Source organism: Agreia pratensis (assembly GCF_900177685.1).
Classification (GTDB): domain Bacteria; phylum Actinomycetota; class Actinomycetes; order Actinomycetales; family Microbacteriaceae; genus Agreia; species Agreia pratensis.
Window position 1 is genome coordinate 148,466 of record NZ_FXAY01000001.1, and the last position, 25,203, is coordinate 173,668.

Annotated in this window: 27 protein-coding genes; 12 read left to right on the plus strand and 15 right to left on the minus strand. The window is 66.4% G+C overall.

Translation table 11 applies throughout. From position 1 onward, the window contains the following. Positions 1-80 precede the first annotated feature (80 nt). The 4 genes from B9Y86_RS00715 (at position 81) to B9Y86_RS00730 (ending at position 4,080) form a co-directional block, all read left to right on the plus strand. A complete protein-coding gene (locus B9Y86_RS00715; protein WP_085482000.1) occupies positions 81-1,256 on the plus strand; it encodes a substrate-binding domain-containing protein in 1,176 nt (391 codons plus the stop codon). A gap of 114 nt (positions 1,257-1,370) precedes the next feature. Beyond that, a complete protein-coding gene (locus B9Y86_RS00720) occupies positions 1,371-2,690 on the plus strand; it encodes an FAD-binding oxidoreductase (protein WP_085482003.1) in 1,320 nt (439 codons plus the stop codon). Continuing rightward, a complete protein-coding gene (locus tag B9Y86_RS00725; RefSeq protein WP_085482005.1) occupies positions 2,687-3,484 on the plus strand; it encodes a creatininase family protein in 798 nt (265 codons plus the stop codon). The genes B9Y86_RS00720 and B9Y86_RS00725 overlap by 4 nt, the downstream gene beginning before the upstream one ends. After that, positions 3,481-4,080: a pyridoxine/pyridoxamine 5'-phosphate oxidase gene (locus B9Y86_RS00730; protein WP_085482007.1), complete on the plus strand. Its 600-nt coding sequence runs from the start codon at positions 3,481-3,483 to the stop codon at positions 4,078-4,080. The genes B9Y86_RS00725 and B9Y86_RS00730 overlap by 4 nt, the downstream gene beginning before the upstream one ends. An 82-nt stretch (positions 4,081-4,162) precedes the next feature. On the opposite strand, the gene B9Y86_RS00735 is transcribed toward B9Y86_RS00730, so the two are convergent. Both B9Y86_RS00735 and B9Y86_RS00740 read right to left on the minus strand, forming a co-directional pair. After that, a complete protein-coding gene (locus B9Y86_RS00735) occupies positions 4,163-5,110 on the minus strand; it encodes a hypothetical protein (RefSeq protein ID WP_139824672.1) in 948 nt (315 codons plus the stop codon). A gap of 192 nt (positions 5,111-5,302) precedes the next feature. Next, positions 5,303-6,346, minus strand: coding sequence for a methylenetetrahydrofolate reductase (locus tag B9Y86_RS00740; protein ID WP_217809150.1), 1,044 nt, complete (start codon positions 6,344-6,346; stop codon positions 5,303-5,305). Between the two features lie 177 nt (positions 6,347-6,523). On the opposite strand from B9Y86_RS00740, the gene allB reads away from it, so the two are divergent. Genes allB through B9Y86_RS00755 form a run of 3 tightly spaced genes read left to right on the plus strand, consistent with a single transcriptional unit; the run spans position 6,524 to position 10,259 of the window. Next, a complete protein-coding gene (allB, locus tag B9Y86_RS00745; protein ID WP_085483645.1) occupies positions 6,524-7,885 on the plus strand; it encodes an allantoinase AllB in 1,362 nt (453 codons plus the stop codon). A gap of 39 nt (positions 7,886-7,924) precedes the next feature. After that, positions 7,925-8,845 carry a factor-independent urate hydroxylase gene (pucL, locus tag B9Y86_RS00750; RefSeq protein WP_085482011.1) on the plus strand — a complete coding sequence of 307 codons (921 nt, stop codon included), beginning with the start codon at positions 7,925-7,927 and terminating at the stop codon, positions 8,843-8,845. Between the two features lie 7 nt (positions 8,846-8,852). Continuing rightward, the gene (locus B9Y86_RS00755) at positions 8,853-10,259 is read left to right on the plus strand and encodes an amidohydrolase family protein (protein WP_244894571.1); all 1,407 of its coding nucleotides are present in this window, start codon (positions 8,853-8,855) and stop codon (positions 10,257-10,259) included. A 9-nt stretch (positions 10,260-10,268) separates the two neighbouring features. Here B9Y86_RS00755 and B9Y86_RS00760 read toward each other — a convergent pair whose 3' ends face one another. Then, positions 10,269-10,706: a hypothetical protein gene (locus B9Y86_RS00760; protein WP_217809151.1), complete on the minus strand. Its 438-nt coding sequence runs from the start codon at positions 10,704-10,706 to the stop codon at positions 10,269-10,271. A gap of 121 nt (positions 10,707-10,827) precedes the next feature. Between B9Y86_RS00760 and B9Y86_RS00765 the strand changes: the two genes are divergently transcribed. Next, positions 10,828-11,334 (plus strand): GNAT family N-acetyltransferase, encoded by a 507-nt coding sequence (locus tag B9Y86_RS00765; protein WP_085482015.1) that lies wholly within the window; start codon positions 10,828-10,830, stop codon positions 11,332-11,334. Positions 11,335-11,349: 15 nt separating this feature from the next. Here the strand turns inward: B9Y86_RS00765 and uraH are convergent, their stop codons facing one another. Then, positions 11,350-11,694 (minus strand): hydroxyisourate hydrolase, encoded by a 345-nt coding sequence (uraH, locus tag B9Y86_RS00770; RefSeq protein WP_085482017.1) that lies wholly within the window; start codon positions 11,692-11,694, stop codon positions 11,350-11,352. Next, entirely contained in the window at positions 11,691-12,194 is a 504-nt protein-coding gene (gene uraD, locus B9Y86_RS00775; RefSeq protein WP_085482019.1) for a 2-oxo-4-hydroxy-4-carboxy-5-ureidoimidazoline decarboxylase, read from the minus strand. The genes uraH and uraD overlap by 4 nt, the downstream gene beginning before the upstream one ends. Positions 12,195-12,290: 96 nt before the next feature. Here uraD and B9Y86_RS00780 point away from each other — a divergent pair, with 96 nt between their 5' ends. After that, positions 12,291-12,911 (plus strand): nucleotidyltransferase family protein, encoded by a 621-nt coding sequence (locus tag B9Y86_RS00780; protein ID WP_085482021.1) that lies wholly within the window; start codon positions 12,291-12,293, stop codon positions 12,909-12,911. Here B9Y86_RS00780 and B9Y86_RS00785 read toward each other — a convergent pair. Beyond that, positions 12,899-13,213, minus strand: a complete 315-nt coding sequence (locus B9Y86_RS00785) for a nucleoside triphosphate pyrophosphohydrolase (RefSeq protein WP_085482023.1) — start codon at positions 13,211-13,213, stop codon at positions 12,899-12,901. The two genes, B9Y86_RS00780 and B9Y86_RS00785, sit on opposite strands and share 13 nt — an antisense overlap. A gap of 101 nt (positions 13,214-13,314) precedes the next feature. Between B9Y86_RS00785 and B9Y86_RS00790 the strand changes: the two genes are divergently transcribed. The 3 genes from B9Y86_RS00790 to B9Y86_RS00800 all read left to right on the plus strand — a co-directional run bounded on the left by B9Y86_RS00790 (position 13,315) and on the right by B9Y86_RS00800 (position 15,605). Continuing rightward, complete coding sequence (locus tag B9Y86_RS00790; protein WP_085482025.1) at positions 13,315-14,271, plus strand: nucleoside hydrolase; 957 nt, start codon at positions 13,315-13,317, stop codon at positions 14,269-14,271. Between the two features lie 40 nt (positions 14,272-14,311). After that, complete coding sequence (locus B9Y86_RS00795; protein ID WP_425319453.1) at positions 14,312-14,962, plus strand: NADPH-dependent F420 reductase; 651 nt, start codon at positions 14,312-14,314, stop codon at positions 14,960-14,962. Positions 14,963-15,131: 169 nt separating this feature from the next. Beyond that, entirely contained in the window at positions 15,132-15,605 is a 474-nt protein-coding gene (locus tag B9Y86_RS00800; RefSeq protein ID WP_139824673.1) for a hypothetical protein, read from the plus strand. 12 nt (positions 15,606-15,617) lie between these two features. Here B9Y86_RS00800 and B9Y86_RS00805 read toward each other — a convergent pair whose 3' ends face one another. The 9 genes from B9Y86_RS00805 to B9Y86_RS00845 form a co-directional block, all read right to left on the minus strand. Continuing rightward, entirely contained in the window at positions 15,618-16,190 is a 573-nt protein-coding gene (locus B9Y86_RS00805) for a signal peptidase I (RefSeq protein ID WP_085482029.1), read from the minus strand. A gap of 2 nt (positions 16,191-16,192) precedes the next feature. After that, positions 16,193-17,509: an RICIN domain-containing protein gene (locus tag B9Y86_RS00810; RefSeq protein WP_176223212.1), complete on the minus strand. Its 1,317-nt coding sequence runs from the start codon at positions 17,507-17,509 to the stop codon at positions 16,193-16,195. A gap of 4 nt (positions 17,510-17,513) precedes the next feature. Beyond that, positions 17,514-18,125: a hypothetical protein gene (locus B9Y86_RS00815; RefSeq protein ID WP_085482033.1), complete on the minus strand. Its 612-nt coding sequence runs from the start codon at positions 18,123-18,125 to the stop codon at positions 17,514-17,516. A gap of 84 nt (positions 18,126-18,209) precedes the next feature. Beyond that, the gene (locus tag B9Y86_RS00820) at positions 18,210-18,782 is read right to left on the minus strand and encodes an alternate-type signal peptide domain-containing protein (RefSeq protein ID WP_085482034.1); all 573 of its coding nucleotides are present in this window, start codon (positions 18,780-18,782) and stop codon (positions 18,210-18,212) included. Between the two features lie 277 nt (positions 18,783-19,059). Beyond that, positions 19,060-19,923: a MurR/RpiR family transcriptional regulator gene (locus B9Y86_RS00825; protein ID WP_085482036.1), complete on the minus strand. Its 864-nt coding sequence runs from the start codon at positions 19,921-19,923 to the stop codon at positions 19,060-19,062. A 2-nt stretch (positions 19,924-19,925) separates the two neighbouring features. Continuing rightward, on the minus strand, positions 19,926-21,173 hold the full coding sequence (locus B9Y86_RS00830) for an allantoate amidohydrolase (RefSeq protein ID WP_085482038.1): 1,248 nt from the start codon (positions 21,171-21,173) through the stop codon (positions 19,926-19,928). Next, positions 21,170-22,387, minus strand: coding sequence for a pyridoxal-phosphate-dependent aminotransferase family protein (locus B9Y86_RS00835; protein ID WP_085482040.1), 1,218 nt, complete (start codon positions 22,385-22,387; stop codon positions 21,170-21,172). Before B9Y86_RS00835 ends, B9Y86_RS00830 begins: the two co-directional genes overlap by 4 nt. Positions 22,388-22,521: 134 nt before the next feature. Then, a complete protein-coding gene (locus B9Y86_RS00840) occupies positions 22,522-24,084 on the minus strand; it encodes an AtzH-like domain-containing protein (protein WP_085482042.1) in 1,563 nt (520 codons plus the stop codon). Continuing rightward, the gene (locus B9Y86_RS00845; RefSeq protein WP_085482044.1) at positions 24,077-25,174 is read right to left on the minus strand and encodes an acetamidase/formamidase family protein; all 1,098 of its coding nucleotides are present in this window, start codon (positions 25,172-25,174) and stop codon (positions 24,077-24,079) included. Before B9Y86_RS00845 ends, B9Y86_RS00840 begins: the two co-directional genes overlap by 8 nt. Between the last annotated feature and the right edge of the window lie 29 nt (positions 25,175-25,203).

Here is a 25,203-nt window from a genome sequence, read left to right on the forward strand (position 1 = left end):
GCCCGACTCATCCGTTCCACAGCAGCACCATTCACAGCACCGAACCGTTTTGCACCCTGCACATCACACAAGGAGATGAAATGCGCATCACTCGATCGAGGTCACTCATGGCCGCGGGTCTTCTCGCCTCAACGGCACTCGTCCTCACCGGCTGCTCGGCCGGCGGAACCGACACCGCCACCGACGCAGCCAAAGATCTCAAAATCGGCTCGGTCGACCTCGCAGCTGCCGGCTGCCCTGCGACCATCACGATCCAGACCGACTGGAACCCGGAGGCGGAGCACGGCCACCTGTACTCCATGTTCGGTGACGATGCCGTTGTCGATGCGGGCAAGAAGAGCGTCTCGGGCCCCCTCTACTCGAAGGGCGAATACACGGGAGTGAATCTCGAGGTGCGCTCCGGTGGGCCCGCGATCGGCTTCCAGACCGTGACCTCGCAGATGTACACCGACGACAGCATCACCCTCGGCTATGCGAACACCGACGAGGCGATCCAGCTCTCGGCCGACATGCCCACGACGGCCGTCTTCGCTCCCCTCGAGATCAACCCGCAGATGATCATGTGGGATCCGAAGACGTACCCCGATGTGAAGACCATCGCTGATCTCGCGAAGGCCGGCGCCATCATCAAGTACTTCGGCGGAGCGGCCTACATGGAGTACCTCAAGGGCGCAGGAATCGTTCCCGAGGCTCAGGCAGACGGCGGATACGACGGAACGCCCGCCAACTTCGTGACCGCACAGGGCAAGGATGCGCAGCAGGGCTTCGCGAGCGCCGAGCCCTACATCTACGAGAACGAGGTCGACGCCTGGAAGAAGCCGGTCGCGTACCAGCTGATCCACGACGCCGGCTACCCGATCTATGCGGCGGCCGTCTCGGTGCGCTCAGCTGATCTCGAGAAGCTCTCGCCGTGCCTCACCAAGCTCGTGCCCGTTCTGCAGCAGGCAGAGGTCGACTACTTCGCCGACCCCGCCGCGACGAACAAACTCATCCTCGACCTCGTCGACCAGTTCGACACCGGATGGGTCTACGACGAGGGCGTAGCCGACTACTCTGTCGACACGATGAAGAAGCTCGGCCTGGTCAGCAACGGCGACAACGCGTACATCGGCGACTTCGACGAGGCGCGCGTTCAGAAGGTCCTCGACATCGACACGCCGATCTTCACCAAGCTCGGTACTCCGCCGGCAGAAGGCCTGAAGACCTCCGACCTCTTCACCAACGAGTTCATCGATCAGACCATCGGTCTGAAGTAACCCGTAGCTGCAGAACCGTCGGCCCTTCATCGGTCGCCTGTCGCACACCTCGAGTGAGTGACAGGTGACCGATGATGGGCCATCATCATTCGGCACCATCTAAGGACCCGCACCATGACCGACCTCACCGAGCCCATCGCATCCCTCGCCACTGAACTCAGCGCGATTCTGGGTGAGCGGGGCGTGACCACCGAACTCCGCGCCCGCGAGAAGGCCTCGGCCGACGGCTCGTATCTGTCGCCCATCATCACCGAGCAGCTTCCGCTGGGCCTCGCCGACATCGTGGCGTTCCCGACCACGGCCGAGCAGGTGGCCCAGGCGGTCGCCGCGGCCGTTCGTCACGGCGTGGGAATCACTCCTCGCGGCAAGGGAACCGGCAACTACGGCCAGGCCATTCCGATCGAGAACGGTCTCGTGCTCGACCTCTCGAAGCTGCGAGGAGTCATCGAGGTCGGCAACGGTTTTCTCACGGCGCTGGCCGGCACACCGATCGTCACGATCGAACAGGCCGCTCGGGAGTCGGGCCAGCAGATCCTCATGTATCCCTCGACCGCGCAGTCCTCGATCGGCGGCTTCCTGTCGGGCGGCTCCGGCGGCACCGGATCGATCGCCCACGGCTCCAACCACGAGGGATTCGTTCTCGCTCTCGACGTCGTTCACGCCACCCCGGATGCGCAGCTCGTGCACGTCGACGGTGACGACGCGCAGCCGTATGTGCACACCTACGGAACGGCGGGCATCATCGCGCAGGCCACCATCGCGCTCGAGCCACTGCAAGACTGGCGGGGTCTGTTCGCGAGCTTCGACACCTTCTCCGAGGCGATTTCCGTGATCCGCGAGATCGGACAACTCGAGCCCACCCCGCGCCTGGTCTCTGCCGATCTGCCGGTACTCGCCAATGCGCTGCCCGCCGACCCGGGCATCCCCAAAGACCGCGCGAGCCTGCGCGCCATCATCGACATCGCGGCCGTCCCCGCCGCGACGGCCCTCATCGAGGCCGCGGGAGGCCGCGTCGAAGAGGTGCGTGAAGGCCCCCAGACCGCCATGAAGCTCAGCATGATCTCGTACAACCACCCCATCGAGTGGCTGCAGAAGAGTGACCCGGGCAAGTACTTCCACATCGAGGTCGCGGGCGACGCGCTCGTCGATCGCATCGACGAGGTGCACGCCGTGTACCCCGGCGGCATGCTGCACATCGAGGCCCAGAAGAATCGTCCGATCGGCATGCTGGCCGGCATCTACGAAAGCGCCGAGAAGGTCTACGAGGGCTTCGACAAACTCGCGGCGATCGGCGTCGGCGTGCACAACCCGCATGTCTGGTTCGTCGACCACGAAGTCGAGCGCACCCTCGCACTCGCCGAGAGCACTGATCCTCGCGGGCTACTGAATCCCGGCAAACTGCAAGGAAAGAACGTCGTCGAGGCCACGTCGTGAGCGCTTCGGGAACACGCAAACTCGTCGAGCTGTCGGGGCCGGCAGCGACCGCGGCGCTCGACGCCGACTCCGTGGTCGTGATCCCGACGGGCGCGATCGAGCACCACGGGTCGCACCTCCCCCTGATGACCGACTACCTGCTGGCGGATGCGATCGCGAACGCCGCCGTCGAGCGCGCCGCCTCGCAGGGCGTCGACGCGTGGATTCTGCCGACCCTGGCGTACACCAAGAGCGACGAGCACCACTGGGCATCCGGAACCATGTGGCTCACGTGGGAGACGATGATGAACACCATCGTCGACCTGGGCAACTCGATCGCCGCAACCCCGGCGAACAAGGTGGCATTCTTCAACGGCCACGGAGGAAACCTCGCGCTGCTGCAGGTCGCCTGCAGGGAACTGCGTCGTCGCTTCGGGCTGCAGACGTTTCTGCTCGGGCCTATCGTGCCTCCGATGGCAGACGGCACGGGCGACGGGCCAGACGAGCTGGGTCTGGGCATCCACGGAGGCCACAGCGAGACCTCGCTGATCATGCACATCCGGCCCGACCTGGTCGATCTCTCACTGGCTCAGCGCAGCGTGCCTGAGCACCTGGCCGACTACGAGCACATCGGGTTCAAGAAGCCCGTCTCGTTCGGCTGGCTGTCGAACGACTTCGGAACCGACGGCGTGCTCGGCGACCCGACCGCGGCCAACGCGGCGTATGGAGCAGAACTGTTCGAGCACTCCGTGGAACAGGCCGCGGCCGCGTTCGCCGAGATCGCACGCTTCGACCCGGCGGGGCCGTCGGCGTGAGCGTTCCCCGCTCTGCGGCGCTCATCCCCGACGAGGCGTTCGCGGTCTTGACGGGCTGGCTTCCGGCCAACGACGACCACGCGCGGCCGCTCATCTCGCTGGCCACCGTCGACGCCGACGGGCGACCGGATGCGCGCAGCGTGCTGCTCAGCGAGTTCGATCGAAGCGGGTTCTTCGTGCACACGGATTCGCGCTCGCGCAAGGTCGCCGACATCGAGGCCCATCCCGAGGTGGCATTCTCGATCGCATGGCCGGCTGATCTGCGGCAGTTGACGGTGCAGGGTGTCGCTCGACGCGCCTCGCCCGACGAGGAGGCCTCCGCCTACGCTCGACGGTCTCGGTATCTGCAGCTGCTCGCGTGGCTCAATACCCCCGAGTTCGCGCTGTTTCCCACGGGCGAGCAAGAAGACAAGTGGGCCGCCTTCGAGGCCGCTCACCCAGACGGCACCCTGGCTGCCCCGGATACGTGGCTCGGGTTCGTGATCGAGCCCACGCGGCTCACGTTCTGGGAGGGTAACCCGCGAGCGGCCAGCCGCCGCACGGAGTACCGCCGAGCTACCGACGCGACCTGGAGCAGGGCGATCCTGCCCGGCTGAGTCGGTCTCGCGCGGGCTTTCGTGCCCGAATGCCTCCATTCGTGCGCGGGAGGCGTGCGCAATCGGAGGTATTCAGGCACACTCACCGCCGCGTCTCGATCGGCAACCCCGCCGCGAGCAGAAACGGCTTCAGTCGACGCGGGTTCATTCCGATATTCCAGTCCCACCGAGAGAAGCCCGGACCGAGCGCACGTATCCGATCCTCTCGAATCTTCTCGTCGAAGACGATCTGCTTGAGCGATCTGCCTCGCGCCAGCTCATCGTCGAAGTACTTGGCACGTCCATCAGCCTCGCCCACACGATTGAACTCGCGCCAGAAGAAGTCGCTGTATCCGATGAGACCACGGTAGTCGCGCCACTCCACCTGCAGTTCGGGCGCGGGGAATCCCAGCAAGTGCATGTTCACTCGGCTGCCCGACTCCAAGGGACTCTCCGCCAGATGCGTAGCGAAGTCCAGCACGCGTCGAGCACGGACATGGCCGCGAAAGGGCAGTCGATTCTCCCAGATCTCGGCAAGCTCGGCCTTTTCGATTCGAGTTTCCCGTTTATGGCACAGAGCAAAGTCAGCTGCGGTGACGGCAGACATGAACGTCGCGTCGGCAGCGAGATCGAGCACTGTACGGGCCACCGAGGTGACGAGCATCCCGTCGATGAGCACGACGTCGTCCGCATCCACCCCAATCGCATGGCGGACGATCTCCCCGCGCGAACGAACCGTCGATGCGCGATCGATGATGACGTGCAGCCGAGTGGGCCACGCGCCGATCAGTGGTATTCCGTGGATGGCGGCCGCGGTCCAATGAGAGAAGACGGGAGCTGACTTCCACCGCTCGGAAGCTGCTCGCGCCCGTTGCGTTGTGCGCTGAATCTCGTTCAGCGCGTCCCAGTGCTGCCGGGACATGTAGCTTCCGGGCGCGATGCGGGCAAGCTCGTCGCGTCGAACGGCCCGCGTCAGCGCGTTTGGGTTGTGTCCTGTCCTCCGCACATCGCGAGCGAATACGAGAGAACCGTCCGGTGATGGGGTGTCCATGGGCATAGCCAAACCGCTTGCCTGGCCACTCCCTCCGCACGGGCCCCTATCTGGGGAAGGATAGGCGCGCTTCGACGCTGGGAAGGAAAGGTCGGCGCGCGGTGACTGTGCCTGAATACCTCCATTTGCGCACGCCACTTCTGCACGAATGGAGGTATTCGGGCACAAACGCCGCCGCCCGAGCGGCGAGAGTCAGAGAGCCAGGCGCTCGGCCGTCTCCGCCAGCGCGATCGCGAACTCCATCTCGCGGCCGACGCCCGCCCCGCCCGACAGATTCACCCCGGCGACTCCCTCGATCTCGAGCAGCTCCAGGCTCAGCTCCACAGCGGCCCGGATGCCTTCCTCTCGCGGATCCGCGGCCGACAGAATGCCCTCCAGATAACCCTCGGGCAGCACGAGCGACGGGAACGACTGCAGCAGTCGCGCGCTCGCATGATCCGTCACCATCGGCACACACGGGATGAACCCGGCCGTGACTCCGAGGTCGTGCGATTCGCGCACGAACCGGCCCACGGCATCCACGCCACCGCTGTGATTCACGAAACAGACGTCGGCGCCCGCGCGAGTCTTCTCGAGCAGCCGGGCGGCTCGCAGCTCCACGGGTGGTGTCGTCGGCGACTCCCCCACCGACACGAGGTGGCCCGCGGCGCGCGCCAACGCGGCGAGCTGCGTCGAGTCGAGGTCGAAGACGGGTGCCGCATCGGGGCGCCCGCCGAGCAGCGTGTGGTCGCCGGTCACGCAGTGCACCCCGGCGACCCCGACCTGCGCGAGCCCGGCGAGCTCGCCCTCGATCGCGACGCGGTTGCGGTCGCGGCAGTTGATGCCGGTCCAGACCTCGAGGCCCGCCGCACGGATGAGCGACGCCCGATAGCTCGGCGAGAACTGCACCCGCGCATGGCCGACGTCGCCGGCCAGCGCAGCATCGACGGGGCCGGCGAGCAGCGCCGCGCACTCCGCCAACGACTCCGCATCGAGTGCCTTGGCCGGAAAGTCGGCCACGACGATCGGTCGGGTGTTCATCAGTGCCATCATCTCGAGGGCACCGGATGAGCGCGGCACCGCGTCGAACTCAGCAGGGGCGCCGCCATGCCAGGTCACGAGAGGGTCGCCGAGAAAGACGCAGCGAAAGTCGCCGACCTCGCAGCTTTCATCGAAGCCGACCCCGCCGCACGGCCCGTATTCCATATTTTTCGGGCATCCCGCGTGCGCGGCCCGAGGGCTGAGAAGCGATTCCACCAGGGTCCTTCCGGCCAGTCGCGCACCGACGGTGTTTCATCTCAGGGGGCGCGAATATTTCATGTTAGCTCCGGCGTGTAACACGGGTGTTTCCGAACCTGCCTCGGCGGTGGACACCCCATCACTAGGCTTGATTCGTCGATGCGACCACCGAAGAACCAAGGAGACGACGACGCCATGGCAGAAAGCTACGACCTGGTCGTAAGGGCCGAGAGGGTACTGATCGATGGCGAGTTCCGCCCCGCGTCGGTCGCCACGGCCGGCGGCGTGATTGTCGCGATCGCAGACCTGGATGCGTCGTTCGACGCCTCAGAAACGGTCACTCTCCCGGGCGATCAGGTTCTCATTCCCGGCATCGTCGACACGCACGTGCATGTGAACGAACCCGGCCGCACCGACTGGGAGGGGTTCGCCAGCGCGACCCGTGCCGCCGCGGCCGGAGGCGTGACCACCATCATCGACATGCCGCTCAACAGCATTCCGCCGACAACCACGGTCGAGGCGCTGGAGCTCAAGCGCCAGGCGGCGGGCCCGCAGGCCTCGGTCGACGTCGGGTTCTGGGGAGGCGCGATCCCGTCGAGCCTCGGGGCGTTGAAAGCAGTGCACGACGCCGGCGCATTCGGCTTCAAGGCGTTCCTGTCGCCCTCCGGCGTCGACGAGTTCCCCCACCTCGAGACCGAACAGCTCTTCGCCGCAGCACTCGAGATCGCCGAGTTCGGCGGTCTACTCATCGTGCACGCCGAAGACCCGGCTGTTCTCGACAAGAGCGAAAGCCACGGCGGCACCGGCTACCTCGACTTCGTGTCGAGCCGCCCCGACCTCGCCGAAGAAGACGCCATCGCGCACGTCATCGAGGCCGTGCGCTCCACCGGAGTGCGAGCCCACATTCTGCATCTCTCGAGCGCCCGCGCGCTTCCTCAGATCGAGGCGGCGAAGGCGGAGGGTCTTCCGATCACGGTCGAGACCTGCCCGCACTACCTGAGCTTCTCCGCCGAAGGCATTCCCGATGGAGGCACGCAGTTCAAGTGCTGCCCGCCTATCCGTGACGCAGGCAATCGCGAGCTGCTCTGGCAGGCACTCGAGTCCGGGCTCATCGACATCGTCGCCTCCGATCACTCCCCCTCGACCAAGGAGCTCAAGTTCGCCCACGGCGGCGACTTCGAACTCGCGTGGGGCGGCATCTCAGGCCTGCAGCTCAGCTTCAGCGCCGTCTGGACAGGCGCGAAGTCCCGAGGCATTCCTCTCGAGACGGTCGTCGAATGGATGTCTGTCAAGACCGCCCGGTTCGCCGGCCTCTCGCAGAAGGGCCGCATCGAGGTAGGCGCCGACGCCGACCTCGTGGCGTTCGCGCCGGACGCCACATTCACCGCGAGCGCCGACACGCTGCTGCACAAGAACAAGGTGTCGGCCTTCGACGGATCGGAGCTCACGGGCCTGGTCGCCGTCACGTGGCTGGCCGGCGTGCCGGTCTACACGAGCGGCGCGATCGACGACGCGTCCGCATCCACCCCCACCGGCCGGCTGCTCGCTCGCGCCTGAGCCCGACCTCATTCACCCTTCTCGACCGCAGGAGCACCCATGGCAATCGTTCTCGGACCCAACCAGTACGGCAAGGCAGAGAACCGCGTCGTGCGCATCACGCGCGACTCCACCCGCCACGAGATTCGCGACCTGAACGTATCGACGGCCCTGCGCGGAGACTTCTCTGCAGCACACCTCGTGGGCGATCAGTCGCAGGTTCTGCCCACTGACACGCAGAAGCAGACCGCGTACTCCTACGCCAAGGAGAAGGGTGTCTCCTCGATCGAGGCATACGGGCTCGAGTTGGCTCGCCACTTCGTCGACGACGTCGTTCCTGTTGAGGGCGCCCGCATCGAGATCGAGGAGTATGCCTGGGAGCACGCTGTCGTCGACGGCGAGGAGCACGAGCACACCTTCGTGCGCCTGGGGCAGGAGGTGCGCACCGCCTCGATCACCGTCGAGGGAAAGGGTGCCGAGCAGAAGACCTGGGTGATCGGCGGCCTCAAAGACCTCGTCATCCTCAAGTCGACGGGCAGCGAGTTCCACGGCTTTCTCAAAGACGAGTACACCCTGCTCGAGCCCACCACCGATCGTGTGATGGCCACCGCCCTCGTGGCACAGTGGCGCTTCGCCGAGACCGGTGCCACGTGGGCGGAGATCGACTGGAACGACGTCTACACGGGCGTGAAGCGCATCCTCATCACGAAGTTCGCGACCATCCAGTCGCTGGCCCTGCAGCAGACGCTCTACGAGATGGGCAAAGCCGTGCTCGAGGAGTACCCGTTCATCGCCGAGATCAAGTTCTCCGCTCCCAACAAGCACCACTTCCTCTACAACCTCGAGACCTTCGGGGTCGAGAACAACAACGAGGTCTTCCACGCCGACGACCGCCCCTACGGCCTCATCCAGGCCACCGTCATGCGCGACGATGCACCGGATGCCGGACCCGCGTGGACGCCCGCGGCCAACCTCGCGTAGACGCCCCGTGAGCACCACCTATCTCGGCCACATCTTTCACGTCGCCGGCGCCCCCACGGTTGCGGATGCGCGCGAGCACCTCGTCTCGCTTCCCGATGGCGCGCTGGTTGTCTCTGACACCGGCACGATCGAATGGATCGGCGCTGCCGCCGACCTTCCGTCGACCTTCGCCGGCGCATCCGTCGTCGACAATAGGGGCGGATACATCGTGCCGGGCTTCGTCGACGCGCACGTGCATTTTCCGCAGACATACTCCACCGACTCGTATGGCGGCGGCCAGCTGCTCGAGTGGCTCGACAACTGCATCTTCCCGGCCGAGTCGCGGCTCGCCGACCCCGAGTTCGCCGAGCGCATCGCGCGCGATTTCACGCGTCGCCGCGTCGCCGCCGGCACGACGGCCGCCATGGTCTTCGGCTCCGCCTTTCCGCACGCTCAGGATGCGCTCTTCCGCACCACGCGCGATGCCGGGCTGCGCGTGGTGTCGGGCCGCGGCATCCAGACCGTGGGGCCGGAGTCTGCGAGCGCGTTGATCACCGGCGAGGCCGAAGCGCTCGCGCTCGTGCGCGACGAGATCGAGAGGTGGCACGCCGTCGATACCGGCGACGCGGCGACGGCGCGCATCCAGGTGGCGATCGTGCCGCGGTTCAGTCTGTCGGTGACGCGCGAGACGCTGCGTGCGCTCGGCGAGCTGTACGACGAGGTGCGCGGCGCGGGCGTGTATTTCCACAGCCATCTGAGCGAGAACGATAGCGCCGAGGGCGGAGAGATCGCCGCGGTGAAGGCGGTCTACGAGACGGAGAGCTATCTCGACACGTATGACGGGCGGTTTCTGGCCGGGTCGCAGATGGGCGGTTCGTCACTGCTCGGGCGACGCAGCATCTTCGCGCACGCGGTGCACTGCACTGACGACGAGTTGGCCCGGCTCGCGGCGACGGGGTCGTCGATCGCGCACTGCCCGACCTCGCAGCAGTTCCTCGGATCGGGAACGATGCCGTGGAAACGCACGACGGCTTCTGATGTGACCGTCGCCCTCGGAAGCGATGTGGGCGCGGGCGACGAGTGGCTCATCTCGCGGGTACTCAACGACGCGTTCAAGGCGCACATCAGCGAGCCCGACGACGCGAGCGTGTCGCTACACCCGGCCGAGCTGCTGTTCACCGGCACCCTCGCCGGGGCTCGGGCGCTCGACATGGAGGAGCGATTCGGCAACCTCGACGTGGGCAAAGATGCCGACTTCCTCCTCATCGATCCCGAGCGCTGGGAGCCGCTGGCGATGCTGTTAGCGGGGCGCGTGCGCTCCGACGACGAGCAGACCGACACCGACAGGGAGCTGTTCGCGCTGCTCATGGGCCTGCGCGAGCCGGCGATCTCGGGCGTCTACGTGCAGGGCACGCGAGCCGTCGCGCCGCAGTAGCTTTTCGGATCAGTTGGTCAGTTGCGCGACCGCGTCACGCACCGCCGATTCATATTGCGCACGGTTGAACTCGAACGGACCGAAGCGTGAGTAGTCTCGGTGCTTGCGATAGGGCTGGCTGAACTCCGACCATGTCACCGTCGTGTCAGTGACGTTCACTCTGGCGCGGAGCGGCCAGCATCCCACCTCGCCGCAATCACACCCGAGAAGCCACACGTGACCGGGGCTCGGCCACTGCTTGTCCTCAAGTCCCAGGTAGTACTTCGACAGGTCCCCAAATCCAAAGTACGCCGGCACTATGCCTCCGTAACCGCCGGCTGGACTGTCATCGAGCTCCTCCTCGAACACAGCAATGAGTTCCGTCAGATCCATTCCATCGACGAGGGGAACGAGGGAAATCGCACCGCGGTCGATCATCGTCGTCTGAAACGCCAAAGTGTTCATCACGAACTCATAGTGCCATCCCCGTCGCAGAAAGCGGATCCAGATGGGCGGCTAATCGCGCTAAAATTATGAGGAGCGATTCCAGAGCGACCAACCTCCACCCGTGCGGTGGAGGTTTTCTTGTATGACCACTTTCTCCTCACCCACCCTTCGAATCTCCATCGCGACCGAGGCCGACAGGCCGGTTCTCGAGCAGCTCTGGACGATGTTCCGGCACGATATGTCGGCCTATTCTCGCGCGCTTCCCGACGAGCGCGGCCGGTTTCGCCAGGAACGCCTCGACAATGCTCTCGGTGACAGCGCGTGGCGCGCCTACGTCGTTCGGCTCGATGACGCACCTGCCGGCCTCTGCATCATTCGCAATATCGGCTCACCCGAACTCGTCATCAACAGCTTCTTTCTCGTCAACGCTGCTCGCCGCCATGGCTACGGCCGCACCGTTGTTCGGGCGATCACGAGCGAGCATCGTGGCCGATGGGCCGTGGCGTATCAGGAGGCCAACACTGCCGCCGCCGCATTCTGGAGCGCCATCGCCGCGGAAGCGGACCCTGGCTGGACGTGCACGCGCGCGTCGCTGCCGGAGCGCCCCGATGGTCCCACCGATGTGTGGATCCGCTTCACCAGGCGATAGCCGAGCTGCCTGGCTCTAGCTGCCGCGGTAGGTCGAATACGCGAACGGGCTCAGTAGAAGCGGCACGTGATAGTGAGCCTCGCCGTCTGCCAGCTCGAACACCACCTGCACCTCGGGGTAGAACGCCGACTGCCCGAGCGACGCGAAGTACGACTGCGTATCGAACGTGACCCTGTAACGGCCGGCCGGCACGCTCTCGGGGCCGAACTGCGAGACGCGACCATCGGCATCCGTCACCGCCTCAGCGAGTGTGACCCAGCGGTCAGCAGAGAGGTGCGTCAGGGTGACGGGAACGCCGGCCGCCGGCGTTCCCGTGGCCGCGTCGAGAACGTGGCTGGTGATGTGGCTGCGTGCGCTCACTCGGCAACCTCGATGCCACGCTCGGTGAACGTCTTCTCGAGGCGAAGAAGGGCGATTTCGCGCAGCTGCTGTTCGACGATGACGAACTCCTCGTCGTCGTCGAGGCGGATGCGCCGGTTCAGCTCGGCAAGGATCTCGGCGCGACTGCGCCCGGCAGCACGGATGAGGAAGACCCGGTCGAATCTCTTCTCGTAGAGCGCATTGCCCGCGGCGATGGCCGCCGCGGTCTCGGCATCGTCGTCGCCCAGCGACTCTTGCTCTGAGCGCGAGAACATCTGCGCCGCACCCTCCCCGACGGGTTTGTCGCCGATACGCGGGTGGTCGGCGAGCGCTTGCTCGACCTCGTCGCGGGTCAGGGGGTTCGCGGCAATTCGGCCGGCCTCGAGCAGATCGTCGACCGAGGCGAAGGGCGCTTGCTCTGCGACCTCGTCGATCCAGCGCGGAACCGCGAGGCATGCGTGCAGATCGACACGCAGATGGTCGGCAGAGTGATCGGTCATGACCGGCCTTTCAAACACTGTGCACCCCCGCCGTGGTGCGCGAGCGACACCGCAATTCTATTCGGCGGCACCGACAGCCGGGCCTACGATGAGGCCATGTCTACAGCCGCCGCATCCGTTGTGGGGGTTGTCCTGGCAGCGGGTGCCGGAACGCGCTTCGGCAGGCCGAAGGCACTCGTCGAATCGTCCGATGGCACGTCGTGGCTGGTCAACGCGGTGCGCAGCCTGCTGGGCGGTGGATGCGCGCCGGTGCTCGTCGTGCTCGGAGCAGCCGCCGACGAGGCCGAGGCACTGCTCCGCCGCTCCTTCTCCGACGCCGACACCGTGCGGGTCGTGCGCTCCGACGACTGGCGCTCGGGCATGGCGGCTTCGCTGCGCAGCGCGCTGGCCGCCGCGACCGGGCTCATGCCCGAGGTCGATGCCGCCGCCATCGTCACGGTCGACGTGCCGTCGCTCGGCTCGGCCGAGGTGCGGCGCCTGATCGCGCCCGAGCCGGATGCCGTGGGTCGCGACACCCTGCGCCAAGCCATATTCTCGGGTCGCCCCGGGCATCCGGTGGTCATCGGCCGCGCCCACTGGGATGCTCTGGACGGGGGCGCGACCGGCGACATCGGTGCACGCCCCTACCTCGTGCAGAACGGGGTGCGGATGATCAACTGCTCAGACCTCGGCGAGGGCAGAGACATCGACTCGCGAGACGACACTCACGAGCGATAGGACGTGGAGAACAGCCTTCCGTCGAAATTACCGTGACTACGGTTCTTGGCCGCTCGCTGTTGCAGGATCTCCGCTTCGGTGATGCCCTCGTACTGCGCGAGGGCGAAAGCCACCTCAGCGAGATCTGCCAGCTCTTCGAGTAAAGCGGCTCGACCGGCCGCATCGCGTGCTTCGCGCGCTTCCTCGAGCAGCTTCGTGCGCAGTGCGGCCGCATACTCGTCTTCGCCCAGTTCCCTCACCTCGATGTGATGCCCCAGCTCACGCACGATCTCGGGAACGCGGTCACGGATGAGTTTTCCCATCCCGCCATTCTGCAGCCCGGAGGTACGGCTTCGCTGTCTGAGAGCCCTACCCAGCACGCCATAATCGAGTGAACCCCTGCTCGACTCCACGGAGGACCGCCATGCCCGCACGCCCCTACCTGCTCGACTGCGACACCGGGGTCGATGATGCACTCGCGCTGTTCCACCTGCTGAGCGATGACGAGGTGAACCTCGTGGGCGTCTCGACCGTGTCGGGCAATACCTCGGCTGCGCAGGCCGCAGACAACACACTGCGGTTGCTGGCTGCAGCCGGGCGCACCGACGTGCCCGTGGCCATCGGCGCTCATCACTTTCGCATGGCGGAATATGACGGAGGCGTGCCGCATATCCACGGCGACAACGGCATCGGAGGGGTCGAGCTGCCCGCGTCGCACGTCGACCCCCTTGCCGAATCGGGACCCGAGTTCATCGTGCGCATGGCCCGCCATTACCCGGGAGAGCTGCGGCTGATCGCCATCGGCCCGCTGACCAATCTGGCGCTCGCTCTCGAACTCGAGCCGCGACTTCCCGAGCTCGTCGGCGATCTCACGATCATGGGTGGGGCCGCGCTGGTTCCTGGAAACGCCTCCCCCGTCGCCGAGGCGAACATCATCAACGACCCGCACGCCGCTCAGATCGTGTTCGACGCGCCGTGGACCATCACGATGGTCGCACTCGACGCCACCATGGAGCAGCTCATCGAGTCCGACGACCGCGAGCGGCTGCGGTCGGCGCCCGGCGCGATCGCGCCGATGGTCGCCGAGATGCTGGGCGTCTACTACGACTTCTACGTCTCTGTCTTCGGGCGTCCCTGCTCCGCCTTGCACGATCCGCTGGCCGTGGCGATCAGCACGGGTGAGGTCGTTCCGACCCTCGCCCCGCTCGTGCGGGTGACGGTGGATGCGACGGACGGGCCCGGGCGCGGACAGACGATCTGCGACATGCGCGGCGTCTACAACGGCTACCCGCCGCAGAGTGGCGCGCACGTGCGTGTCGTGCTCAAGGTCGACCGCCCGTACGCTCCCCTGCTGATGGACCGGCTGCTGAGCTTCGCCTGAGAACGGGAATCCAATCCGGCGGAGGACCGTTGAAGCCAGCATGACTATTCCAGGAATCACGACCATCGGCCTCATCGGAGCCGGACACATCGGCAGCCAGCTCGCGCGACTCAGCATCGCCAGCGGGTATGACGTGGTCATCAGCAACTCCCGCGGCCCGGAGACGCTGAGCGATCTCGTCGAGGAGCTCGGACCGACGGCTCGCGCCGCCACGGCCGAAGAAGCGGCCGCCGCCGGAGACCTCGTCATCGTGACGATCCCGTTGAAGGCCTACGAGTCGGTTCCCGTGGAGCCGCTCGCCGACAAGATCGTGATCGATACGAACAACTACTACCCGCAGCGCGACGGCAACATCGCCGAACTCGACTCCAAGTCGACCACCTCGGCTGCACTGTTGCAGAAGCACCTGCCCACCTCGAAGGTCGTCAAGGCGTTCAACCACATCGAGGCGGCGAAGCTCACGTCAGAGGCTCAGACACGCGGCACGGAGAACCGGCGCGCGCTCGTGATCTCGGGCGACAGCGGCGACGCGAAGACCATCGTCACCAGCCTCATCGACAGCTTCGGCTTCGATGTCGTCGACGACGGTTCGCTCGCGAACAGCTGGCGCGTCGAGCCCGGGACCCCTGCCTACGGACCGCGTGGAACCGTTGCGGAGATCACCGACATGCTGGCTGCCGCGACCCGCTGACGCGAGCAGCCCCTGCACGGCCTCTCGAACGGGAGGAGATCTGAGCATCCGCCGCCGTATTCGGCTCGGATGCGTGAATCTCCTCCCGTTTGCCGTTCAACCTGACAAAGAGCCGCGACGATGGGGCATCGGATCGCGTTATCTCGCGCGGCGTCTCACACTGTGACCTGTGAATCGAAAAATCCGCGTTTTACACGTCGTCGGTATCGCAGTGGCGGCACAGTTGCTCGTCGGCTGTGCCGGCTCGTCTGCGCCGGCGAGCGAACCCTCATCCACGGCCACACCGACGCCCACGTCGAGTGCTGTCTCCGCCACCGAGAGTTGTGATCAATTCGGAGACGTCTTGACCGTCCTTCAGAACGCCCGCACGTCGTTCAGAGAAGGACGTACGAGCCAGCAGGAGTACTCGGGTGCGACGCGGCTGGCCGCCCGAATCCTCAGTCGCATACCGAGCGAGCCGGGCACGGCCGTCGGGAACGCTCTGACAGAGCTGCAGTCCGTGGCTCCCGCCGCCGCGGTAGGCGTCGTGGCGACGAGCTTCGACCCGGACGGGCCCGAGTGGAACGCCGCGACCGACAAGTTCACCGCAGCGTGCAAGTCCGAAGGAGCCGAGGTCGGCGTCTCGGCGTGGACCGGAGGCTAGTTTCGTTTCTCGCTACTCGGCCTGCGCGGTGCGGCGACCCGATGACTGTCGCCGACGCGACAGGATGTCCTTGCCGATGAGCGCGAGGGCGTAACCGAGAAGGAGGACGCCTCCCCCGCGCACGATCCACTCGCGATCCGTTCCGGTCGCCAGCGTGTTCGCGTAGCCCAGGAAGGGAACCGAATACCAGAGCCTGCCCTGCACTTGAGGGCCGATGACCGGCTCGGCATCGGCCGCGCTGTTGTTGTCCCCCTTGAGGACGAAGCTGCGGGTACCGTCGGGGCCGAGGGTGATGCCGGTCACCCGGTGGCTGATGACTCCTGGCACACCGGAGTGGATCTGGTAGGTGATGACGTCGCCGATCTTGATGTCTTCGGTCGCAACCGGTTTCACGACCAGAAGAGTGCCGGGAGGAAGCCCCGGCTTCATCGAACTGGTCAGCACGGTCAGGGGCATCGCGCCAGCGAGCTTGGGAACCGCGATGACAACGACGCCGAGGGCGAGAATGACGGCGAGAAGCGACCAGCTGAGTACAGTTCCGAGAAAGCGCCAGACGCTGTCGTCGGATCGCGCGTGTGCAGCCATCGTCAACCCACATTCCGAAGGGCGAACTGCTGATTGGCTGAGCCGTCACAGGTCGCGACCCGAAGCTGGGTGCCGCCAGACAGGAGGTTGCCCGTCACGTCGAGACATTTGCCCTTGCCGTTCACCAGCTTGAAGATGCCCGAGCTCACTGGGCTGACCTGCCACTCCTGAGCGTCGATGTTGTTGTCAGTTCGCAGGATCGAGTTGTTGTCACTCGGGCTGTCCCAGAACAACGTCGTGGCGCTCTTCGGGGTCACCTTGACGTACGTGCCGTCAGCCGACGTGACGAACTTCCATGCCTGACTTGACTGTGTTCCGCACGTGCTGCTCAGGAGCGCCGACTTATCTGCGGTTCCCCCGTCAGCGCCGGTCACGCAGAGCTGACTGCTCGCATTGCGCACGGAGTACCAACTGCTGCCATTCCACCAGGCGGTGGAGTGCGCCACCGCGGCCGACGGCGGAGAAACGTCGACGGGATTCGCCGCGTGGATCGACCGTATGACGTACGAGTAGTACCTCAAGGCGTCGAGGCCAGAGTCGGTGAACGTCCGTTGAGAGGCGGGCACTGTCGTGACGAGTACGCCGTCGCGATACACCTGGTATCCGGTGACAGCCGCGGTATCCGCCGGCGCGGTCCACGACAGCGAGATGCGGCTGTCTGTTTCGCTGACTTTCGTCGGGTCGCCGGGCGTCAGGCTGTTCCCAACGGACTGGGTAGCCGTGACTGTGCTCGTGCTGCTCCATTTGCCGCGCGAAGCCGTGACCGTAGACGTGGCCACCGTCGTCGCTCCCGCGAGCGAGAAACGTTGCGCCTGGGTAACGGAGCTTCGGACGCAATAGACAACCGTCGCCTTCGGCGCGAGAGTTCCGAACAGAGGGGTGACCGTCTCCCAGGTCTTGTCCGTGGCGCCTGATGCCGCCCCTGACGCTGTGCACGCGCTTGCAGATGCAACCGGCCAGACCTGAACCGATGCGGAACTGCTCAGCGCCGTCGCCGTCTGCATCCCGAGGCTGAAGGCGTAGGGCGCAGGAACAGTGCCGGTGTTCGTCACGGTCACCGGCGCCGTGACGGAGAGCGCATTCGATGAATAGCTCGTAGCGAGAGACGAGAACCCGGACTGGGTGATCGCCAAGGAACCCGACGAAACAGATGTCGTCACCGAATGCTCCGGAGTATCCCAGGACGCATGGGCAGGTCCGCCGCCCGAGAAGGTGAGAAGCAGGGTCGCCACCGCGGCCATCGCCAGCCGCGACAGGGCATGGCCGACGCGGATACGCCCGGCTCGGCGCACGTGGACCGGAGAGTGCAGGAAGGCCACGGCTTCAGGCCTGCGTTCCGCTGATGCGCAGGCTGATGCCCGAGGCTGACTTGCCCTGGCTTTCTGCGGGTGCATTGATGGGCAGAGTCACCGAGACGCACAGTATCTGCGAGGTCGACTTCGGCAGCGTCGAACCGATGGAGCCCGCGGGAGCCGACGCAGCCGACCCCGACCATACGGGCGATGCGTTGGCCGCAGTGCACGACGATGCCGACGGCACCGTCCGCACTCCGACGACGAGCGAGTCGGACAAGGCATTGGCAGCGGAGCCCGACGGCATGGTCAGGCCGGCGACGCCTAGCTGCAGAGGAACATTTCCCGTGTTCGTCACCGTCACAGGGCCGACGAGAGTGAGCCCCGGATACAGCGACGTCGTGTCGAGAGACAGGGGCGAGAGGCTCAGATCGGCCGAGCCTGCTGAGATGACGACGCTGCGATCAGAGGTGGAGGCGCTGGCTTGCAAGGTCGCCTGGGTGCCCGCGGTTCCCGCCACGCAGAGGAGAAGAACCAGCGCACTCGCAATCGTGATGGGAAGACTCGGCCGCAGGCCGCCCGCTCGCGACGCCGTGACGCGACGATGGCGTGCAGCACCCCGACGGGGAGCGTCTCCGCGCATGGTTATCGCCTTTCTCTGGTGGGCTTGGTACGTTTCACGCAAGCTGGTCGGCGCGACGATCGCCGCGCCGACCCGCTTTCGGGACTAGATCTGGTTGAGTGTGACGGCGAGCGCCTCGAGGTTCACAGATCCGGCCTGGGTGTTGTTTTCGAAGCCCGGCGTCGTGCTCTTGGGGAACGTGATGGTCACCGAGACGGTCACATCCTGCGCCACTCCAGACTCGCCCGGGGTGATGGTGTAGGGCGCCGATCCGGTGGAAATGCCCGCACCCGTCGCCGTGAGAACGGCATTCGCCGTGAGGTAGTTTGCGAGCGCCACATCGGCCGGAGCCTTCGACGAGACCGGCTTGATCGAGGCGGGATCGACAGTCAGGTTGGCGCGAAGAGCGTCGCCCTTGGCCGTGATGCTCATCACCTTCGTGTAGGTGATCACGTCGCCGGGAACAGCGACGAATCCGGTCAGGTCGGCCTGAGGCGTTCCTCCGTTGATGCTCCATGTCGGTGCGGTCGAGCCGGAAGCGACCGCGAGATCACCGGCGACGATGGTTCCACCGCTCGCGCTGGCGCTGTCGTTCCAGAGCGCGAATGTGCTGGCCCCGCCCAGAAGGAGCGTGATTCCAGCGGCGCCTGCGATGGTGCCTTTGAGGATCTTGTTCATGGGAGTATCCTTTCGCGTCACCCTTGTGGGGTCGACAATATGAGTCCGTGGAACACCTTTTTTTCCGCGCCAAGGAGCAGGCGGGATCGACTCGATCGACCCCTCCGATGAAGAGTCAGACGTGCGTCGAAGGTGGCGCTTGAGATGCCGAGTGTGCCGGCAAATGCAGGAGGACGAAGGCCTGCACGTAAATCACGGATTTATAATAACCGAGGAAAATTTACTTCTTCAAGTGTCACATTAATTCCGGCGTTTCACCTTCATTGACAGGTGTCGATCAGTAAAAAGATGTCGGGGTTTCGAGCTCGTCGAGAGCGTCGTAAACGCTCGTAATCGTAGCTATTCTCGTGCGGCCATCACGCACGTTCACGCCGAGCACGCCGCTCGCCAGCAGGTTCATCAGACTCATGGCAGCCGCGTAGCTGTCGAACGCTGAGACGCTGTCGACCGGGCACTCCAGCCATTGGACGCACCCCTCGGCATACCGACGTGCAGACGAATCCGAGATGAGAATCACGGGCACGCCCCGCTCCTGGAGCGCCTGCATGATCAGTGCGAAACCAGAGGGGCGACGCCGAAACCCCACGAGCACCACGACATCGCGCGAGCCCAAGCCAGCCAGGTCCTCTCCGAGCGATTGACCGGGCACGGGAGCAAGCCGCACTCGGCCCCGAGCCTGCGCCAGCTGCTGCCGCAGGTGCAGCGCAAGCGGATAGCTGTTGCGCAAGCCGACCAGCACGACCTCGCCGGCGCCCGCGATGAGCCGGGCGGCGGCATCCAGTCGCCCATCGTCGAGCCCGGCGAGCATCTTCTGCAGATTCTCGGTCTCGTGGCTCGCATGCGCCGCGAGCGCCGACGGCGTTCCGGCCGCGGCCCCGACTCCGCCGAGGGGCGCTCCCTGACTGCGCAGGGCGCGGGCGTGCTCGCGAACTTCGGCCGAGTCAGAGAACCCCAGTCGGCGAAACAGCCGCGACACGGTGGCCTTCGACACCCCGCTCATCTTCGCGAGCTCGGTGGCGCTGTACACGGCGAGATCACCGAGGTGGTCGAGGATGACGTCGGCGGCCCGCTGCTCCTGCGGAGACAGGGCAGCGTATTGGCTGTCGATCCGCTGCCCGATCGTCGGCGGCGCTGTGGCCACCGTTATCCCTCGTATCCGTCGGCGAGGCGCAGAACCGTGGCCTCGAACGCGTCGAGCGCCTTCGCCACGTCTGCCTCGGTGACGTGCTCCTCGGGGTTGTGGCTCACGCCGCCCTTGCAGCGCACGAAGATCATGCCGATGTCGGCGATCTCGGCGATGGCCATCGCATCGTGCCCTGCGCGCGAGAACAGAGACATGGGCCGACTGTCACCCGTCGACCGGATGCCGTCGGCGATCGCATCGCGCAGCGGCCTGGCGCAGACGGCCGCCTTGGCCGAATGGGTCTGGATGCTCGTGAGCCGCAGTCGTCGTCGCTGGCAGATCTCGAGAATGGCCTCTTCGATCTGCAGCCACACCTTGTCACGCTCGGTGTCGTATTCGCCTCGCAGGTCGAGGCTGAACTCGACCTTGCCGGGAATCACGTTGACTGCATCGGGAAACACTTCGAGGTGCCCGACCGTGGCGATGAGTTGGGCGGATCGAGCGATGCGCTCGATCGTCGTGATGGCCTCGGCCGCTCCGGCAAGGGCGTCGCGTCGTCGCTCGTACGGGGTTCCCGAGTGGCCCGCCTGACCGGTGATGGTCAAGAGAAAGCGGCGCGCCCCGGCGATCGACGACACGACACCGAGCGCCTTGTTCTCGTCTTCGAGGTAGGGCCCCTGCTCGATGTGGGTCTCGAGGTACCCCACGAAGTCGCCGCGCGATCGGGCGGCCTCGCCCACGGCATCCGGATCGAGGCCGAAGTGCACGTACGCGTCACGCAGCGAGATGCCGTCTTGGTCTTCGAGTTGCCACCACTCGTCGAGCCAGGTGCCCGCGAGCGCGCGGCTGCCGAGCAGCGCACGACCGAAGCGGGTGCCCTCCTCGTCGCCGAACGCGACGACCTCGAGTGCGAACGGAAGCTCGCGGCCCGACGACCGGATACGGTCGACGACCGCGATAGCCGAGAGCACGCCGAGGATTCCGTCGTACCGCCCCGCCGAGGGAACGGTGTCGAGATGCGATCCGAGCAGCAGCGCGGGCAGACCGGGAGTCGCGCCCTCGAGCCTGCCGCACTGGTTACCCGCGGCATCCTGCCAGGTGGTCATGCCCGCCTCGGTCATCCAGCGACCGGCAAGGGCGTTGACGGCCGCGTGCTGGGGCGAGAGGTACACGCGCTCGATGAGCCCGTCGTCCATCGACGAGTAGGTGGCGAGTTCTTCGCAGCGCTCGAGAATGGCGTTGGCGGTGGTTGAGGCCGGCCGCGTCATGCGCCGACTCCCGACGGCGCACGAATGGCCCGGTCTGCATCGGCGTAGATCTCGTACGCCGCCCCGACTCCTCCGCCGGGTGTCACGGATGCGCCGGCCCGGCGCAACACGGCTTCGAGAGCGGCGAGCGTGGTGAGTACGGTGTCGCGGCGAGCGTTGTAGCCCATCGTTCCGATGCGCCAGACCTTGCCGTGCAGCGGGCCGAACGACGTGCCGATCTCGATGCCGAAGTCGTTCAGGAGCTCTCCTCGCACGGCGTCGCCGTTCACTCCCTCGGGGATCATGACGGCGACGACGTTGTTCATCTTGTGGGCGAGATCGCCGAAGACGGCGAGCCCGAGCCCTTGAACGCCGGCGAGCATGGCCGAGCCGTGAAGCCGATGCCGCTCGACGGCGTTCTCGATTCCCTCGTCGATCAGCAGGCGTGCGCACTCGCGCGCCCCATAGAGCATCGTGGTGGCCTCGGTGTGGTGGTTGAGGCGCTTCGGCCCCCAGTAGTCGAAGATCATCGCGAGGTCGAAGTAGTTCGAGCGAATCGGATGCGCGGTCACCGCGTCGCCCGCCTCACGGATACCCGCCTCGATGCTCTTGCGCGCCGTGATTCGCTCTACCGCAGCAGGCGAAAAGGTGGAGGGAGCCGAGCCCGACGGGCCGGCCAGGCATTTCTGCAGGCCCGCGGTCACGACATCGATGCCCCAGGCATCCGTCTCGATGGTGTTGCCGGCGAGAGACGCGGTCACGTCGGTGTAGAAGAGCACGCCATGCTGCGCACAGATGGCACCGAGCTCGTCGAGCGGCTGCGCCACGGTGGTGGAGGTGTCGCCGTGCACCACGGCGAGGAGTGCGGGCTGCACCTCGATGATCGCCGCCTCGATCTCCTCGGGCTCGAAGACCTGGCCCCAGGGAACCTCGATGACGTGCACCTCGGCGCCGCAGCGCTCGGCGATCTCGCGTAGCAGGTGTCCGAAGCGGCCGAAGATGGGAACGAGCACGCGGTCGCCGGGCGCGATGAGCGAGACGAGAGCGGCCTCGATGCCGGCTCGCGAGGTGCCGTCGACGAGCAGGGTCTGCTCATTCGACGTCTTGAAGACGCCGCGGTAGAGCTCCATCGTCTCGCTCATGTATGCCGTCATCGCCGGGTCGTACTGGCCCACGAGCTGGGCCGACATGGCGCGTAGAACCCTCGGGTCGGCGTTGATCGGACCTGGCCCCATGAGGAGTCGCTGCGGCGGATTGATGGGCTGGGGCAGAGACGAGAGTGAGATGAGCTGACCGCTTTCGCTGAGAATGAATCACCTGTTTCAGGATTCGATTCTACGGAACGCTCGTTTCACGCGCGTTACAACTCTCAGGGGATGAACGTGGACGCGAGGTCGATGAGCGCGAGGTCGGAGCCGCGCGGGCCCACGAGGCAGAGACCGGCAGGAGCCCCCTCTACTTCGAGCAGCGGCACAGACAACGCCGGGTATCCGCCGATGCCCGCGAAGCAGGTCAACGCGAGCGTCGCAGCCCGTGCCGCATCGATCTCGCCGGGATCGGCGGTCAGCGATGGCGCGGTCGAGGCGGTCGACGGCAGCAGCAGGATGCGCCCCGCGAGGGCCTCGTCGAGCTGGGTGCGGGCGGCCGCCAAAACCTCGCGAGCAGATGACTCCGCGTCGTCGGTGATGGTCGACGCAGTCTCGAACCTCGAGGCGACGTCGCTCGCCAGGACGCCCGGGTGGGAGGTGATCCACTCGCCGTGTTGACGCCACGCCTCGGCACCCTGAACCGTGCGGAACGCATCGAAGAACCCCGATGTGTCACCGAGGTCGACCACGCCCACCTCGCCGACGAGGCCGGCGGCCTCGAGCCGGCCCACGGCGTCCACCAACGCGCCCTGCATTGCGGGGTCGGCGGCGAAGAGCAGCTCTGTCGAGATAACGAACTGTGCGTCGACAGGCTGCTGCGACTCCGCATCGAGCGTGCTCGCTGCGGCGGCGCGCAGCACCGGGGCAGACCTCGTCAGCCATCCGACCGTGTCGAACGAGGGCGCCAACGGCAGCAGTCCGGCGGAGTCGACGGCGCCGTGGGTGGTGCGCAGACCCCAGAGCCCCTGATACGAGGCGGGCACGCGGATCGACCCGGCCGTGTCGGTGGCGAGCGCGATGCTCGCGTGCCCAGTTGCTACCGCAGATGCGGGCCCACTCGAGGAGCCACCCGGGATCGCCCCCGGAACCGCTCCGTTCGGCGGGGTGCCGTAGTGCACGTTCTTTCCAGCGATCGAGTAGGCGAATTCGTCGGTCTGCGCGATGCCTCGAACGGATGCGCCGGCCGCGAGCAGGGCCGCGAGCGCGGGCGCGTTCGCGTCAGCGGGCATCGCCTCTGACAGGTATTCGGGAATGCCGGCACCGACAGCGAAGCCCCGCACGTCGAACAGGTCTTTCACCGCGACCGTCTCACCGTCGAGCGCTCCCCCGTCTGAGGTGGTGGGGGCCACGAGCGGGTTGCCGAGCACACGCCAGATGGCGGTGTTCATGGCAGCCGGCGCGCCCGCGACCTGGGCCGACTCGACGACCCAGCCGGCGGCATCCGCGTGCCGCGCCCACAGCTGCGTGACGAGCCCACGCCCGCCGGAGCGCGGCTCGTTCTCGCTGACGATGAGCGCGTACTCGTGCGAGAGCACACGCACGTGGATCGAGGTGATCGTGCGGACGGGCGCGCCACCTCGGGCGCCGCGGAACGAACTGATGCGATCGTGACCCACGAGCAGGCCGCCCGCGTCGCCGCGCAGTGTGGCGTTGCCCGGAGCGAAGGCCGCGTCGAGCGCCTCGAGGTCGTTCGTGAGAAGTGCGTTCTCATATGCCCAGAAGGCGTCGATGAGGCCATCGGGCAGCTCGCCCGTGACAGATGTGGGAGGGATTCGCTCAGCCATGATGCCCTTCGAAGTCGGAGACGCGAACGCGGGCGTGCACGCCGGAGATCAGGTCGACGACCTGGGAGATGTTGAAGTCGGTGGCTGCGCTGAGGTAGGCGTAGGCGAGGTCTTCGTCCATGCCGTAGCGAGCGTGCAGCAGCGAGATGGCCGCGCGCACGCACTTGCGCACCGCCTCGTCGAGGTCTTCGTCCATGCCTGTGGGAACGAGGAACTCCTGCGTCTCGGCGAGAGGCCCGACGAGGGCGCCGAATGCCGCGAGAGCCTCGCTCTGAGGCACGACCTCGAAGCGCACGGTCACTCGAAGAGATGCCTCCATCGCAGTGAGCGCGACCTCGCCGTCGCCCTGAGCGAAGTGCGGGTCTCCGACGTAGGCCAGCGCGCCGTCGACCTGCACGGGGAGGTAGAGCGAGCTGCCTTCGGTGAGCAGGTTGATGTCGATGTTTCCGCCGTGCGATCCGGGCGGTACCGAGTGCGGGCGCGTCGATCCGGCAACGGCCACGCCCATGATTCCGAGGAACGGGCGCAGGGGGAATCGCACCGAGCGCTCTCCCCCGGCAACAAGCGGAAGGGTTCCGACCTGGCTTCCATCGGCGTCGTCGTCGACCGCGGCGAAGATGCTCACCGAGCCTTCGACGAGCGGAAATTCGCCGGGAAGCGCTCCCCGGCCATGCCTGTTCGAGATCACGCCGTAGGGCACGCGCGGGGTCGCCTCGAGCACCGTCATCTTGAGCAGATCCCCCGGCTTCGCGCCCCGGATGCGGATGGGCCCGGTCACGACGTGCGGCCCGTCGACCTTGGGGTCGCGCTGGTAGCCGGATGCCGCGAGCGCGATCGCGTCGTCGAGCACGTTCTCGCGACCTACCCCGTGGCCTGCGAAGTAGGACACGGGATCGCGGCCCTGATCTTCGAGCACACCCTCGTGACTCAACGTGTCGATCGTGACCTCATCGCCGGAGTCGATGGTGAGAACCGCTGTGTCGGTGGCGCATGGCAGTCGGCCCCAGAGCACGTTCTCGACAGTCGACGGCAGGTAGTGGGCGGACTGGATGAATCCCTGTCCGGGCTGGAGCGGTGCGGTGAACGGCATCCGAATGCGCGCCTTCCGAAGTCTGGAAA

Excerpts from the sequence above, each read along its gene's own strand:
- B9Y86_RS00715 (WP_085482000.1), top strand. The coding sequence starts at position 81 with ATGCGCATCACTCGATCGAGGTCACTCATGGCCGCGGGTCTTCTCGCC.
- B9Y86_RS00720 (WP_085482003.1), top strand. The coding sequence starts at position 1,371 with ATGACCGACCTCACCGAGCCCATCGCATCCCTCGCCACTGAACTCAGC.
- B9Y86_RS00735 (WP_139824672.1), bottom strand. The coding sequence starts at position 5,110 with ATGGACACCCCATCACCGGACGGTTCTCTCGTATTCGCTCGCGATGTG.
- allB (WP_085483645.1), top strand. The coding sequence starts at position 6,524 with ATGGCAGAAAGCTACGACCTGGTCGTAAGGGCCGAGAGGGTACTGATC.
- pucL (WP_085482011.1), top strand. The coding sequence starts at position 7,925 with ATGGCAATCGTTCTCGGACCCAACCAGTACGGCAAGGCAGAGAACCGC.
- B9Y86_RS00765 (WP_085482015.1), top strand. The coding sequence starts at position 10,828 with ATGACCACTTTCTCCTCACCCACCCTTCGAATCTCCATCGCGACCGAG.
- uraD (WP_085482019.1), bottom strand. The coding sequence starts at position 12,194 with ATGACCGATCACTCTGCCGACCATCTGCGTGTCGATCTGCACGCATGC.
- B9Y86_RS00780 (WP_085482021.1), top strand. The coding sequence starts at position 12,291 with ATGTCTACAGCCGCCGCATCCGTTGTGGGGGTTGTCCTGGCAGCGGGT.
- B9Y86_RS00785 (WP_085482023.1), bottom strand. The coding sequence starts at position 13,213 with ATGGGAAAACTCATCCGTGACCGCGTTCCCGAGATCGTGCGTGAGCTG.
- B9Y86_RS00790 (WP_085482025.1), top strand. The coding sequence starts at position 13,315 with ATGCCCGCACGCCCCTACCTGCTCGACTGCGACACCGGGGTCGATGAT.
- B9Y86_RS00795 (WP_425319453.1), top strand. The coding sequence starts at position 14,312 with ATGACTATTCCAGGAATCACGACCATCGGCCTCATCGGAGCCGGACAC.
- B9Y86_RS00805 (WP_085482029.1), bottom strand. The coding sequence starts at position 16,190 with ATGGCTGCACACGCGCGATCCGACGACAGCGTCTGGCGCTTTCTCGGA.
- B9Y86_RS00815 (WP_085482033.1), bottom strand. The coding sequence starts at position 18,125 with ATGCGCGGAGACGCTCCCCGTCGGGGTGCTGCACGCCATCGTCGCGTC.
- B9Y86_RS00820 (WP_085482034.1), bottom strand. The coding sequence starts at position 18,782 with ATGAACAAGATCCTCAAAGGCACCATCGCAGGCGCCGCTGGAATCACG.
- B9Y86_RS00830 (WP_085482038.1), bottom strand. The coding sequence starts at position 21,173 with ATGACGCGGCCGGCCTCAACCACCGCCAACGCCATTCTCGAGCGCTGC.
- B9Y86_RS00835 (WP_085482040.1), bottom strand. The coding sequence starts at position 22,387 with ATGGGGCCAGGTCCGATCAACGCCGACCCGAGGGTTCTACGCGCCATG.
- B9Y86_RS00840 (WP_085482042.1), bottom strand. The coding sequence starts at position 24,084 with ATGGCTGAGCGAATCCCTCCCACATCTGTCACGGGCGAGCTGCCCGAT.
- B9Y86_RS00845 (WP_085482044.1), bottom strand. The coding sequence starts at position 25,174 with ATGCCGTTCACCGCACCGCTCCAGCCCGGACAGGGATTCATCCAGTCC.